We start from the raw sequence: 14,763 nt of genomic DNA, 5'->3' as shown, positions 1-14,763 counted from the left end.
GGGCGGTGGACCCGGCCCGCGACACCGTGGCCACGGCCCGTACGGTCACCGTCGAGCTCGACGCCGAGCAGACCGCACCCCTGATCGGCGCGCTGCCCGAGGCCTACCGCACCGGTGTGGCCGAGGTGCTGCTGACCGGGCTGGCGACCGCGGTCACGGCCCGGACCGGTCGCGACAGCGTGCTGGTCGAGCTCGAGGGCCACGGCCGCGAGGAGCACCTGGTTCCGGGGGCCGACGTGTCCCGCACGGTCGGCTGGTTCACGACCGAGTTCCCCGTACGGCTGACTCCCGCCGACGGGCTCAAGGCGGTCAAGGAACAGCTGAAGGCCGTCCCGGGCAACGGTTCCGGGTTCGGGGTGCTGCGCCACCTCAACGCCGCCGGTCGGGCCGCGCTCGCCGCCCGGCCCGAACCGCAGATCGTCGTGAACTACCTGGGCCGGTTCACCAGCGGCGACGAGTCGGGCGGGCCGTGGACCTCGATCGGCGGCCTCGGTGGCGACGCCGACCCGGACATGCCCCTGAGCCGCGCCCTCGAAATCAACGCCTCCGTCCTCGACGGCCGCCTCTCGGCGACGCTCACCTATCCCGACGGCGTCCTCACCGAGGCCGAGGTGCGTTCCCTGGCCCACGACTGGTTCGCGGCGCTGCGCCGCCTCCCGGCCGAGGGCGGGTTGACCCCGTCCGACCTGCTGCGGCCCGGCCTCACCCAGCCCGAGATCGACGCCCTCGAGCGACGCCCGGGCGGCGTGGAGGACGTGTGGCCGCTCAGCCCGCTGCAGGAGGGCTTGGTCTTCCTGGCGGCGGTTTCCGAGACGATTGACCCGTACGTCGTCCAGCAGGTCCTGGAGCTGGAGGGCGACCTCGACCCGGGCCGTCTGCGGGCGGCCGGACAGGCGCTGCTCGACCGGCACCCGTCGCTGCGGGCCACGTTCGTCCCCGGCCCCGACGGCACCTACCGCCAGGTCGTCGCGGCCCACGCCGAGCTGCCCTGGACCGAGGTCGGCCCGGACCATGAGGCCGAGTTCGTCGCCGCCGACCGGACCCGCCCGTTCGACCTGACCGCCCCGCCGCTGCTGCGGCTCGCCCTGGTGCGCCTCGGTCCCGGCCGGCACCGCCTCGTGCTGACCAACCACCACGTGCTGCTCGACGGCTGGTCCACACCCCTGGCCGTGCGGGAACTGTTCGACCTCTACGCCGGACGGGCCCTGCCCGCACCCCGCCCCTACCGCGACTACCTGCGCTGGCTCGCCGGCGCCGACCGGGCCGCCGCCGAGACCGCGTGGCGTGACGCCCTGGCCGGCCTCGACCAGCCCACCCTGGTCGCCCCGGGCGCGGGCGCGGTCCTCGACGCCCGGCCCGGACAGCTCGAACGTGACCTGCCCGGCGAGGTCACCGACCGGCTCACCGCGCTCGCCCGCGACCACCAGGTCACCCTCAACACCGTCGTCCAGGCGGCCTGGGCGGTGCTGCTGGTGGGGCTCACCGGCCGCACCGACGTCGTCTTCGGCACCACCGTCAGCGGCCGCCCGGCCCAGGTGCCCGGCGTCGAAGACATGATCGGCTTCCTCATCAACACGCTGCCGGTCCGGGTGCCGCTCGACCCGGCCCTGACCTGGGCCGAGCTGCTGGGCCGGCTGCGCGACAGTCAGGCCGCGCTCCTCGAGCACCAGCACCTGCCGCTCACCGACGTGCAGCGCCTGGCCGGGATCGGCGAGCTGTTCGACACCCTCACCATCTTCGAGAGCTACCCCCTCGACAGCGACGGCCTGCACACGGCCACCGGCGAGGGCGGGTTGCGGCTGGCCGACGTCACCGGTGACGACGCCCCGCACTACCCGCTCACCCTCGCGGTCGCGCCGGGCGAGCGGCTGCGGCTCGGCCTGGCCTACCGCGCCGACGTCTTCACCCCCGAGGCGGCCGGCGACATTCTCGACAGTTACGGCGCGTTGCTAGCCGAGCTGGCGGCGGCCCCGGACACGGTGATCGGCCGCGCCGGAGCCCTGCCGGCGGCAGCAGCAGAAGCACCGGAAACGAAGGTGCCGGAGACCACGCTGCCGAGGCTGTTCGCCGAGGCGGTGCGGACCCATCCGGACGCGACCGCGCTCGTCTTCGAGGGCGAGAGCCTGACGTACGCCGAGATGGACGCGCGCGTGGCGGCCCTGGCCGGCCGGCTGCGGCAGCGTGGCGCGGGACCGCAGACGGTCGTCGCGGTGGCGCTGCCCCGCGGCCTCGACCTGGTCGTCGCGCTGCACGCCGTGCACCGGGCGGGCGCCGCCTACCTGCCGCTCGACCCGTCGCACCCGGAGGAGCGCAACCGCTTCCTGCTCGCCGACTCGGGCGCGACGCTGGTGGTGGACGCGCAGACCGTACGGGAAACCGGAACCCCGCTCGCCGAGGCGCCGGACCTGCCCGGAGACACGGCCGCTTATGTCATCTACACCTCGGGCTCGACCGGCCGCCCCAAGGGTGCCACCGTCTCGCACCGGGCGATCGTCAACCGTCTCCTGTGGATGCAGGCTGCATACGGTCTGGAGCCGGGGGAGCGGGTGCTGCAGAAGACCCCGGCCGGGTTCGACGTCTCGGTCTGGGAGTTCTTCTGGCCGCTGCTCACCGGTGCGACGCTCGTGGTGGCGCGCCCGGACGGCCACCGCGACCCCGCCTACCTCGCGGCCCTGATCGCGGCCGAGCGGGTCACCACCGTGCACTTCGTGCCCTCGATGCTGCGCGCGTTCCTGGCCGACCCGGCCGCGCCCGGCGCGGTGACAGCGCTGTGCCGGGTGATCTGCAGCGGCGAGGCCCTGCCGGGCGATCTGGCCCGGCAGTTCGGCCGGGTGCTGCCGGGCGTCGAGCTGCACAACCTGTACGGCCCGACCGAGGCCGCCGTCGACGTCACCCACCACGCGGTCGACGTCACCGGCGACGGCCCGGTGCCGATCGGCCGGCCGGTCTGGAACACCGAGGTCCACGTGCTCGACCCGTGGCTGCGGCCCGTTCCGGCCGGCGTGACCGGCGAGCTCTACCTGGGCGGCGTCCAGCTCGCCCGCGGTTATCTGGGCCGGCCGGGGCTGACCGCCCAGCGGTTCGTGGCCCACACCCACGGCCGGCGGCTCTACCGCACCGGCGACCTGGCCCGGTTCACCGCCGGCGGCGTGCTCGAATACGCGGGACGCACCGACGACCAGGTCAAGATCCGGGGCCAGCGCGTCGAGCCGGGCGAGATCGAGGCCGCCCTGGTCGCCCTGCCCGGCGTCACCGCCGCGGCCGTGGTCGCCCGCGACGACGGCCCGTCCCGCCGCCTGGTCGCCTACATCGTGGGTGACGGTCCGGACGATCTCGCCGCGGCGCTCGCGACCACGCTGCCCGGGCACCTCGTTCCGGCCGCGTTCGTGCGGCTGCCCGAGCTGCCGCTGAGCCCCAACGGCAAACTCGACCGCCGGCGCCTGCCCGCCCCCGACTTCGCGGCCCAGGCCGGCGGCGACGCCCCGCGCACCCCGGCTGAGGAGGTCTTCGCGGGCCTCGTCGCGCAGGTGCTCGGCCTCGACCGGGTCGGCGTGCGGGACGGCTTCTTCACCCTCGGCGGCGACAGCATCCTCGCCCTGCAGCTCACCGCGCGGGCCCGGGCCGAGGGCTGGCGGCTGTCGGCGCGCGACGTGTTCGCCCGCCCGACCGTCGAAGGCATGGCCGCCGTCGCGACGCCCGCCGGAACCACGGTGGCGCCGGAGGACGGCTGGGGTGACGTGCCCGCGACCCCGTTCATGCGGACCGTGGACGCGGCCGATCCCGCGCTCAGCCAGTCGATGGAGACCGCGCTTCCCGCGAACCCGGTCGAGCGGATCCAGGCGCTGCTGGACCGCCACGACATGCTGCGGGCCCGCTGGACCGGTGACGGCCTGCACGTGCCGCCGCCCGGGTCGGTGCGCGCCGGGGACGTCATCGGCGGCCACCTCGACCCGGTCGCCGGTCGGATGGTCGCGGCCGAGATCGCCGGGGACCGGCTGCGGCTGACCGTGCACCACCTCGCGGTCGACGCCGTGTCGTGGCCGATCCTGCTGGGCGACCTGGCGGCCGACGGGCCGCTGCCCGCGGTGGGCACCTCGTTCCGGGCCTGGGTCCGCGCCCTGGACGGGCTGGACCGCGGTGCCGAACAGCCCTACTGGGACTCGGTTCTGGACGGCCCGGCCTACCTCAGCGAGGTCACGCTCGACCCGGCCGCCGACACGCTCGGGACTCTTGAGCACCACACCGTGCGGGTGCCGGCCGGGTTGCTGGCGAACGGCGTCCGGGCCAACCCGCAGGAGGTTCTGCTCGCCGGGCTCGCCCTCGCCACGGCCGGCCGCGAGGTGCTGGTCGAACTCGAAGGGCACGGCCGCGAGGAACAGGTGGTGCCGGGGGCCGACCTGTCCCGCACGGTCGGCTGGTTCACCACCTCCCACCCGGTCCGGCTGTCCACACCGGACACCGGCCCGGTCGCCGCGCTCAAGCACGTGAAGGAGCTGCTGCGGGCGGCCCCGGACGGCGGGATCGGCTATGGGCTGCTGGGGCGCGACGATTTGCGGCCGCCGGTGCTGTTCAACTACCTCGGCCGTACGGGGGAAGGGGAACTGCTCGGCGACGCGGGCGACGACCGGCCCGCGCGGCACGTGCTCAGCGTCGAAGCCACGGTGGCCGGGGACGATCTGGTGCTGTCGGCGGCGTACACGGGAAGGCATTTGACCCTCGAGACGGTGAGCGCGCTGCTCGAGGCCTGGACCGCCACCCTGCACACCCTGGCTGCGCACGCCGGTGACGCCGGGCTCACGCCCTCGGACGTGCTCGCGACGGTGGACCAGCCCGCGCTGGACGACCTGGAGCGTCGTTATCCGGGGCTGGTCGACGTGCTGCCGCTGACCCCGCTGCAGGAGGGCCTGTTCTATCTGCACACCCTCGACGGCGCGGGCGATGTCTACACCGTGCAGCAGCAGCTCGACCTCGACGGCGAGCTCGACGCCGCCCGTCTCGGGGAAGCGGCCGCGACCCTGCTCGACCGGCACCCCAACCTGCGGGCCGTTTTCACGACCACGTCGGCCGGCCGGCCGGTGCAGGCGATCCCGGCGGCGGCGCCCGTGCCGTTCCGGGTCGAGACCGTGGACGGCAAGGCCGACGCGGACCGTCTCGCCGACGCCGAACGGGTGCGGCCGTTCGACCTGGAGACCGCGCCGCTGCTGCGGTTCCTGCTGCTGCGCCTCGGCGACGACCGGCACCGGCTCGTCCTCACCCAGCACCATCTGCTCGTCGACGGCTGGTCGGGGCCTCTGGTCGCCCGGGAACTGCTGACCGCCTACGCGGGCGGATCCGGCGCCCCGGTCCGGCCCTACCGCGACTTCCTGGCCTGGCTGGCCGCCGCCGACACCTCCGCCGCCACCGAGGCGTGGCGGGCCGCATTGGACGGCGTGGCCGAGCCGACCCTGGTCGCGCCCGGCATCAGTGGACGCTCGGCGCGGCTGCCGGGCGAGGTGACGGCCCAGCTGCCGCCGTCGATCGCCGCGCTGGCCCGCGACCACGGCGTCACGCCCAACACGGTGGTGCAAGCGCTGTGGGCGGTGCTGCTGGGCCGGCTCACCGGGCGCGAGGACGTCGTCTTCGGCGCGACGGTGAGCGGGCGGCCGCCCGAGCTGGCCGGGTCGGACGAGACGATCGGCCTGTTCATCAACACCCTTCCCGTCCGCGTACGGCTGTCGCCCGGCGAGAGCTGGGCCGGCTTCCTGGGCCGGTTGCAGCAGGAACAGGCCGCGCTGCTGGCCCACCAGCACCTCGGCCTGTCCCCGATCCAGCGCCTGGCCGGGGTCGGCGAACTGTTCGACACGCTGGTCGTGTTCGAGAGCTACCCGGTCGACGACGACCGCCTCGACGACAGCCAGCGGGCGGCCGGTCTGAAACTGGCCGGGGTCACCGGGCGGGACGCCACCCACTACCCGCTCACTCTGGTGGCGGCCGAGGATGAGGGCCTGCACCTGGCCCTCGAATACCGGCCCGACGTGTTCGACGCCGCGACCGCCCGGCTGCTGCTGGACCGGCTCGTCGCGCTGGCTCACGCCGTGGCCGCGAATCCGGCCGAGCTCGTGGAGAAGGCGGACGCGCTCACCGCGGCCGAGCGGCAGCAGACGCTGGTCGACTGGAACTCCGGCACCCTGCCGGTCGCCCCGTCGACCCTGCCCGACCTGGTGCGCTCCTGGGCCCGGACCACGCCGGACGCGACGGCCCTCGTCGTCGGGAACCGGCGATGGACGTACGGGGAACTGGTCGCCCAGGCCGACGAGCTGTCCCGCGCCCTGGCCGCCGTCGGCGCCGCCCCCGGCGAAATCGTCGCGCTGCTGCTGCCCCGCGACGAGCACATCGTGCCCGCGATCCTCGGCGCGATGGGCTCCGGCGCCGCCTACCTGCCGATCGACCCGGCCACCCCGCCCGCCCGCATCGCCGACGTGCTCGCCGACGCCCAGCCGGTGGTCACCCTGGCCGTCGCCGCCACCGCCGGCCGCCTGCCCGCCGGCGCGCCCCGGCTGCTGCTCGACGCCCCGCTTCCGGCGGCCGCGGCCGAACCGAGGGCCATCACCCCCGACCACCCCGCCTACGTCATCTACACCTCCGGATCGACCGGGCGGCCCAAGGGCGTGCTCGTGCCGCACCGGACCGTGGCCAACCTGTTCGCCAGCCACACGGAACGGATCCTCGGGCCCGCCTCGGAACGGCTCGGCCGGCCGCTGCGCGTCGCGCACAACTGGTCGTTCGCGTTCGACGCCTCCTGGCAGCCGCTGCTGGCCCTGCTCGGCGGGCACGAGCTGCACCTGGTGACCGACGAGCCGCAGCACGACCCGGCCCTGCTCGCCGCGTTGTTGCGGGACAACGGGATCGACGTCATCGAGGTCGCGCCCTCGCACCTCGACCAGTTGCTGGCGGCCGGCTTCGACGCGGCCGGCCTGGCCGTGCTCGGCGTCGGCGGCGAGGCCGTGCCCGACCAGCTGTGGACGGCCATGGCGGCGCTGCCCGACACCGAGTCCTACAACTTCTACGGCCCGACCGAATGCACGGTGGACGCGGTCGTGCAGCGCGTGAAGGAGGTGCCGCGCGCGCTCATCGGGCGGCCGGTCGCCAACCTCACGCTGCACGTGCTCGACTCGCGGCTGCGGCCGGTGCCGCCGGGCGTGGCCGGTGAGCTCTACATCGGCGGGGCCCAGGTGGCGCTCGGCTATCTGAACCGGCCCGGCCTGACCGCGTCCCGGTTCGTCGCCGACCCGTTCGCCGGTGACGGGCACCGGATGTATCGGACCGGCGACGTGGCCCGGTGGACCACGGACGGGCGCATCGACTATCTCGGGCGCTCCGACGACCAGGTGAAGATCCGCGGGCACCGGGTCGAGCCGGGCGAGGTGGCCGCCGTGCTGGCCGAGCACCCGTCGGTCACCCAGGCGGTGGTCGTCACCGACGGCGGACGGCTGGTCGCCTACGTCGTGGGCGGGGCCGACCCGGCGGCGCTGCGCACGTGGGCGGGGGAGCGGCTGCCGTCCTACCTCGTGCCGGCGGCCGTGGTCGGACTCGACGCCCTGCCGCTCACGGTGAACGGAAAACTCGACCGGGCACGACTACCGCAACCCTCGTACGAGATCAGTGGCCGCGCCCCCGACGGGGAACGCGAGGAACAGCTCGCGCGGCTGTTCGCCACCGTGCTCGGGCTGCCGGCCGTGGGGGCCGAGGACAGCTTCTTCGACCTGGGCGGCGACAGCATCTCGGCGATGCGGCTGGTCAGCCTGGCCCGCGCCGAGGGCATCGAGGTGCGGCTGCGTGACCTGGTCGCGCTGGGCACGGTCGCGGGGCTGGCGTCGTGAGGCCGGCCGACCTGCTGCGCTGGGCCGTGCGCGACTCGGCCCGTGGGCTGACCGCCTCCGGTCTCGGCGGTCTCGGCTATCAGGCCGGGCTCATCCTGTTGCCCTGGTGCCTGGGCCGTGCGCTCGACGAGGGCATCACCACCGGCGACACGGACGCGCTGCTGCTCTGGGCCGGCATCACCCTGGCCGTCTCGGTCGCGCTGACCGGCGCCGAGTTCGCGATGCGGTGGTGGGCCACCCTCGCCGGCGTGCGTACCGGCAACCGGCTGCTGCTGCGGATCGCCGGGCGGGTGCTGGGTTGGGACGCCGCCACCGCCCACCGGTTCGGCTCGGGCGACCTGGTCACCCGCGGCACCCGCGACGTCGAGCAGATCACCGTCTGGCTCTCGACCGTGCCGTCGCTGGCCTCCGGGGTGCTCGGTTTCCTGGCCGTGCTGGTCGTGGTGGGCACCCTCGACCCGATGCTCGCGGTCATCGGGCTCAGCACCGTGCCGTTGCTCGTGGCGGTCAACCTCTGGTACCCGCGCCGCTACGAGAACGCCAACTCCGCGCTCTCGGCCGCCCACGGCGCCCGGGCTGACGCGGTGGAGGACCTGCTTTCGGCCAGTACGGCGGTGCGGGGCCTCGGCGGCGAGACGGTGCTCGTGGAGCGGCACCACAGTGCCAGCGCCGTCGTGCGCGACCGCGCCCTGGCCCTGGCCCGGGTGGCGGCGGGCTGGGCGGCCCACGCGCCCTTCGTGCCGTGGCTGGCCACCGCGATCGGCCTCGCGGCGGGCGGCCTGGCCGTGCTCGACGGGCGGTTCTCGGTCGGTGGCCTGGTGGCGTTCGCGAGCTGGATGGCCCTGCTCGGCCGCCAGGTGATGATGCTGACCTTCCGCTTCGGCCAGCTCGGTGACGCGTGGACCGCGGCCGGTCGCATCGGCGGCGTCCTCACCGCGGAGCCGCTGCTCGCCGGCCCGGCCGAGCCGGTGCCGCTCGGGGCGGGCGCGCTCACCGCGAGCGGCCTGACCGTCGAGCTCGACGGCCGCGAACCGCTGCGGCTGCCCGACCTGACCGTGGAACCAGGCGAGTTCGTGGCCGTCGTCGGGCCGGTCGGCACCGGCAAGTCGACGCTGCTGCGCCTGCTGGCCCGCCTGGACGACCCGGCCGCCGGCACGGTCCGGCTCGGCGGGACCGACCTGCGGGACGCGGCCGTTGCCGAGGTGCGTGACGCCGTGACCGTGGTCGGGCAGCGGCCACTGCTGCTGAGCGGGACCATCGCCGAGAACCTGCGGCTGGGCCGGGCCGGGCTCACCGACGGGCAGCTGCGCGACGCCTGCCGCACGGCCGGGATCCTCGACCACATCGAGTCGCTGCCCGAGGGCTTCGGCACGGTCGTCGGCGAACGCGGCAGCACCGTCTCGGGCGGGCAGCTGCAACGCCTCGCGCTCGCCCGGGGCCTGCTGCGGGGCGCCCGCGTGCTGCTGCTCGACGACGTCACCTCGGCCGTGGACGCCCGCACCGAGCAGCGCATCCTCGACGGGCTGCGCGCGCTGGGCACCACCGTCGTCTTCGCCACCTCGCGCCCGGCCGTGGCCGAAAGCGCCGACCGGGTCGTCGACCTCGGCGTCCACGAGGGACGGCTGGTGAGCCATGGCTGACGTGCGCCTGCTGACCGACGAGCCCGACCAGCGGCACGTGCTGCGCCGCGCCTGGCCGCACCTGCGCGAGCACCGCCGCGCGATGGCCGGCGCCGTCGCGGTCAACCTGCTCGCGACCCTGTCGCTCACGCTCGTGCCGGTGATGATCGGCCGGGCCGTGGACGAACTGCTCGACGGCGACCGCACCGGCCTGCTTGTGTCGGCCGGCGTGGTGCTCGGCCTCGTCATCGCCCGGACCGTGCTGCTGCGCTGGTCCGAGCTGCTGCTCACCCGGGTCGGCGAGAAGGTCGTGCACAGCCTGCGTGACCTCGTGGTGGAACGGCTCGGCGCCACGTCGCTGCGGTTCCTCGAGGCGCACCGCGGCGGCGACCTGCTGCAGCGGGCCACGGTCGAGATCGCCGAGCTGGCCGCGTTCGTCCGCGGCCAGCTGCCCGACCTGATCTCGCTCAGCGGCTACCTGCTGTTCAGCGTGATCGTGCTGCTGTCCTCGTCGTGGCAGCTGTTCGGGCTGCTGGTGCTGGTGTTCGCGCCACCCATGTGGTGGCTCGGGCGGCGGTTCCGGCGGGCCGCCCAGAAGGCGTACCCGGCCGAGGCGGCGGCCCAGGCCACGCTCACCGCCACCTTCGCCGAGAGCCTGCTCGCCCGCGAGCAGCTGCAGATCGACGCCGCCACCGGCACCTGGCTCGACCGGCTGCGCGGCGACGCCGACGCCTACCTGGGCCGCGCCCGCACCGCCCAGCGCGGCGCCAACTGGATCGACGCCACCTGGGTCGTGCAGGGCCTGACCACCGCCGCCCTGCTGGTGGCGGGTGGCTTCCTGACCGCCGGGGACGTGGTGACGGTCGGCGTGGTGGTCACATTCGTGCTGGCCAGCCGCGACCTGTTCAGCTCGGTCGACGACTTCACGCTGGTCGCGGCCGAGCTGGTGGAGTCGCGGGTCGGGCTGGCCCGCCTGCTCGACCTGCTCGACGTGACCCGCCCTCCGGCCGCGGCGCCGGTCGCGGCCGCGGCTTCGACCAGGGGCCTGACGGTCGAGAACGTCAGCTACAGCTACCGGCCCGGCGAGCCCGTGCTGCACGGCGTCAGCCTCGCGTTCGCGCCGGGCGAGCACGCCGGGATCGTCGGCGAGACCGGCTCCGGCAAGACCACCCTGGCCAAGCTGCTGTGCGGGCTCTACCTGCCTGACACCGGTGTCGTGCGGCTGGGTGGGGAGGACCTGAGCGCGCTCGACGCGACCGACCTGCGCCGCCGGCTCGTGCTCATCCCGCAACAGGTCCACATGGTCGCCGGGACGCTGGCCGACAACCTGGCCCTGACCCCGGGACGGCCCGGCCGCGACGACTTCGCCCGTGCCACCGAGGCTTTGGGGCTGACGGCCTGGGTGGAGGGACTGCCCAGCGGCTTCGACTCCGACCTGGGCCGCCGCGGCGAGCGCTTCTCGGCCGGCGAACGTCAGCTGGTCGGCCTGGTCCGGGCCGCCCTCACCGATCCCGAGGTGCTGATCCTCGACGAGGCCACCGCCGACCTCGACCCGGGCACCGCCCACCGCCTGGAGGAGGCCCTGGCCCGGCTCCGCGCCGGACGCACGGTGCTGGTCATCGCCCACCGGCCGTCCACCATCGACCGCCTGCCCCGGGTCGTGCGGCTGCACGCCGGCCGGCTCACCACGGAGGAGCGCTGATGCCGTTCCACAACGGGATCCACTACCAGGTCGCCGGGGACGGCCCCGGGGTGCTGCTGCTGGCGGGCACCGGCGCGTACGGGCGCACCTGGCATCTGCACCAGAGGCCGGCGCTGGTCGCCGCCGGCTACCGGGTCGTCACCTACGACACCCGGGGCCTCGTCCCGAGCGAGGTGCCGGAGGCGGTCACGATGCCCGACCTGGTCGCCGACGCCGCCGGGCTCATCGAGCACCTCGGCCTGGGACCCTGCCGCGTCGCCGGTTCGTCGATGGGCGCCCGCACCGCCGCCGAACTGTGCCTGCGGCACCCCGAGCTGGTCGACCGGCTCGTGCTGATGGCGAGCTTCGACCGGCCCGGCGCGTTCCTCAACGCCAAGGCCCTGGCCGAGAGCAAGGCGGCCGAACTTCCAGCGGAGTACGAGGCCGTCGTGCGGGCCGCGTTCAACCTGTCGCCGCGCACCCTGGCCGACGACCGGAAGGCGCAGGACTGGCTCGACGTGTTCCAGATGCCCCTGACCGGCGGGGGCGGGCCGGTCAGCCGCCTCGAAGCGGGGCAGGACGACGACCGCCTGAGGGCGTACGGGGAAATCGCCGTGCCCTGCCTCGTCGTGAGCTTCGCCGACGACCTGATCGCGCCCCCACCCGGCGGCCGCCGCATCGCCGGTGTCGTCGCGGGCGCGCGCTACATCGAGATCCCCGACGCGGGCCACTACGGCTATCTGGAGCAACCGGACCGCGTGAACGCCGCCCTGATCCACTTCTTCGAGGAGTCCGCATGAAGACGGTCGAGCTGGTCTGGCACGACCTCACCCCCCGATTGCTCGAGGTGACCCGGGTGACCCGGCTGACCCCGCGCATGGTCCGCATCACGCTCGGCGGCGAACAACTCGACGGCTTCAAGTACGCCGCCCCCGACGACCACGTGAAGGTCTTCTTCCCCGAGCCCGGAGCCGAGCTGCCGGTCATGCCGACGCTCGGCGAGGAGGGGCTCGAACCACCGCCGCCCGGTTCGCCGCTGCCGACGTTCCGCGACTACACGATCCGGTACGTACGGCCCGAGGAGCGCGAGCTCGACATCGACTTCGCGCTGCACGGCCACGGCCCGGGCGGCACCTGGGCGGCCAACGCGCAACCGGGCGACAAGGTGGGCATCCTCGGTCCCCGCGGCTCCACCATGGTCCCGCACGAGTTCGACTGGTACCTGCTCGGCGCCGACGAGACCGCCCTGCCCGCGCTGGCGGCGTGGCTCGAACAGCTGCCGGCCGGGGCCGACGTGACCGCTTTCTGCGAGGTGGCCGGCGCCGCCGAGGAGCATAGGCTCGCAGGTGAGGTCCGGTGGCTGCACCGCGACCGCGGCGAGTCGTTGCAGCAGGCCCTGACCGGATACCGGCTGAAGGGCGGCGACGGCTACGTCTGGGTCGCGGGCGAGGCGACCGGGCTCAAGCCGATCCGCCGCCACATCCGGGCCCACGGTCACCACCGCGACTGGGCGGAGATCGACGGCTACTGGAAACGCGGCACCGTGAACCTTGATCACCACGAGGATGACGATGAGTAGCCCGCTGCCCAGTTTGGACCCCCACACCCTGCTCGTGTTCCTGCTCCAGGTCGGCCTTCTCCTGCTGATCGCGCTCGGGCTGGGCCGCCTGGCCGTCCGGCTGGGCCTGCCCGCGCTCGTCGGTGAGCTGCTCACCGGCGTCATCCTCGGCCCGTCGCTGCTCGGCACGCTGGCCCCCGGCGCCTTCACATGGGTGCTCCCGGCCGACGCCGACCAGATGCACCTGCTCGACGCGGTGGGCCAGTTGGGGGTGCTGCTGCTGGTCGGTGTCACCGGTGTCCAGCTCGACGCGGCCATGCTGCGCCGGCGGGGTGCCACCGGTGTCAAGGTGAGCCTGGGCGGCCTGCTGCTGCCGCTGGGGCTGGGCATCGGCGCCGGGTTCCTGGTGCCGGCCGCCCTGCTCACCGAGACCACCGACCGGCCGACGTTCGCGCTGTTTCTCGGCGTCGCCATGTGCGTCACGGCGATCCCGGTCATCGCCAAGACCCTGTCCGACATGGGTCTGCTGCACCGCGACATCGGTCAGCTCACGCTGGGCGCCGGCATGGTGGACGACGCGGTGGGCTGGTTCCTGCTCTCGGTGGTGTCGGCCGCCGCGACCACCGGCGTACGGGCCGGGGCGGTCACGTTCTCGCTGGTCTCCCTGATCGGCTTCCTCATCGCCGCGTTCGTGGTCGGGCGTCCGCTCGTGCGCTGGGCCATGCGGCGGGCCGGCCGGGCGGCGGACGGCGGGCCCCGCATCACCACCGCCGTGGTGATCATCCTGCTCGGTGCGGCCGCGACCCACGCGATGGGCATGGAGGCGCTGTTCGGGGCCTTCGTCGCCGGAATCCTCATCGGGCAGGCCCGCCAGGAGGAGGAGCCCGGTCGCTCGCTCTGGTCCGACCTGACCCCGCTGCGCACGGTGGTCCTCTCCGTGCTGGCCCCGATCTTCCTGGCCACGGCCGGTCTCCGGATGGACCTGACCGCCCTCGCCGACCCGAAGGTGCTGCTGGCCGCGATCGCGTTGCTGGCCATCGCGGTGGCCGGCAAGTTCGTGGGCGCCTACATCGGGGCCCGGGCCAGCCGGCTCTCGCACTGGGAGGGGATCGCGCTCGGCGCGGGCATGAACGCCCGGGGCGTGGTCGAGGTGGTGGTGGCGACGACCGGTCTGCGGCTGGGCGTGCTGTCGGTCGCCACCTACACGGTGATCGTGCTGATCGCCGTCGTCACCTCGGTGATGGGCCCGCCCATCCTGCGCCGGGCCATGGCCCGCGTGCAGCAGTCCGAAGCCGAGGCCGAGCGGGAGCGCGTCCTGGCCGGAGTCGCGTCGTGAGCGGGGTCGCGCTCGTCACGGGCGCCTCCGGGGGCATCGGCCGGGCCGTCGCCGACGGCTTCACCAAACTCGGGATGCGGGTGGCGGCCGTGGACCGGGACGGCGACTACGCCACCGACGTCACCTCGGCCGCGCAGGTCGACGCGCTGGTCGAACGGGTCGAGAACGAGCTCGGACCGATCACCGTGCTGGCCAATGTGGCCGGGATCCTGCGCACCGGCCCGGCCCTGGCGATGCCGGACGACGACTGGCGGCAGACCTTCGCGGTCAACACCGACGGCGTGTTCCACGTGAGCCGGGCGGTCGCGCGGCGCATGGTCGAGCGGCGCTCCGGTGTCATCGTCACGGTCTCGTCCAACGCGGCCGGCATCCCGCGCTCCGGGATGGCCGCCTACGCCGCGTCCAAGGCGGCCGCCACGGCCTTCACCAAATGCCTCGGGCTCGAACTGGCCCCGTACGGGATCCGCTGCAACGTGGTCGCCCCCGGGTCCACCGACACCCCGATGCTGCGGTCCATGTGGACCGACGGTGGCGGCCCCGACCCGGTCATCGCCGGGGACCTGGCGAGCTTCCGGACCGGAATCCCGCTGGGACGCATCGCCGAGCCCGAGGACGTCGCCGACGCCGTCCTGTTCCTGGCCTCCGACCGGGCGCGGCACATCACCATGCACGACCTGTACGTCGACGGCGGCGCGACGCTGCGGGCATGA

At 74.5% G+C, this 14,763-nt stretch carries 7 protein-coding genes (1 of these 7 only partly in view); all 7 read left to right on the top strand.

Going from position 1 to position 14,763, the window contains the following annotated elements; genetic code table 11:
* Tightly spaced (each overlapping or abutting the next), the 7 genes in view from JIG36_RS14040 to JIG36_RS14010 form a layout consistent with a single transcriptional unit that may run on beyond the window.
* Positions 1-7,859: the 3' portion of a non-ribosomal peptide synthetase gene (locus tag JIG36_RS14040; protein ID WP_203376628.1), read on the top strand. The gene continues 3,475 nt to the left of window position 1, outside the view; only the last 7,859 of its 11,334 coding nucleotides appear in the window; its start codon lies off the left edge, out of view; it ends in the stop codon at positions 7,857-7,859.
* Positions 7,856-9,499, top strand: a complete 1,644-nt coding sequence (locus JIG36_RS14035) for an ABC transporter ATP-binding protein (protein ID WP_203376626.1) — start codon at positions 7,856-7,858, stop codon at positions 9,497-9,499. Before JIG36_RS14040 ends, JIG36_RS14035 begins: the two co-directional genes overlap by 4 nt.
* The gene (locus tag JIG36_RS14030; protein ID WP_203376624.1) at positions 9,492-11,180 is read left to right on the top strand and encodes an ABC transporter ATP-binding protein; all 1,689 of its coding nucleotides are present in this window, start codon (positions 9,492-9,494) and stop codon (positions 11,178-11,180) included. The genes JIG36_RS14035 and JIG36_RS14030 overlap by 8 nt, the downstream gene beginning before the upstream one ends.
* A complete protein-coding gene (locus JIG36_RS14025) occupies positions 11,180-11,959 on the top strand; it encodes an alpha/beta fold hydrolase (RefSeq protein WP_203376622.1) in 780 nt (259 codons plus the stop codon). Before JIG36_RS14030 ends, JIG36_RS14025 begins: the two co-directional genes overlap by 1 nt.
* Positions 11,956-12,738 (top strand): siderophore-interacting protein, encoded by a 783-nt coding sequence (locus JIG36_RS14020; RefSeq protein WP_203376620.1) that lies wholly within the window; start codon positions 11,956-11,958, stop codon positions 12,736-12,738. The genes JIG36_RS14025 and JIG36_RS14020 overlap by 4 nt, the downstream gene beginning before the upstream one ends.
* Positions 12,731-14,053: a cation:proton antiporter gene (locus JIG36_RS14015; RefSeq protein WP_236046705.1), complete on the top strand. Its 1,323-nt coding sequence runs from the start codon at positions 12,731-12,733 to the stop codon at positions 14,051-14,053. The genes JIG36_RS14020 and JIG36_RS14015 overlap by 8 nt, the downstream gene beginning before the upstream one ends.
* On the top strand, positions 14,050-14,763 hold the full coding sequence (locus JIG36_RS14010) for a 2,3-dihydro-2,3-dihydroxybenzoate dehydrogenase (protein ID WP_203376616.1): 714 nt from the start codon (positions 14,050-14,052) through the stop codon (positions 14,761-14,763). The genes JIG36_RS14015 and JIG36_RS14010 overlap by 4 nt, the downstream gene beginning before the upstream one ends.

The organism is Paractinoplanes ovalisporus (assembly GCF_016834655.1).
GTDB classification, from domain to species: domain Bacteria; phylum Actinomycetota; class Actinomycetes; order Mycobacteriales; family Micromonosporaceae; genus Actinoplanes; species Actinoplanes ovalisporus.
The sequence above is the reverse complement of the archived record's forward strand: the minus strand, read 5'-3'. Positions and strand labels throughout refer to the sequence as shown.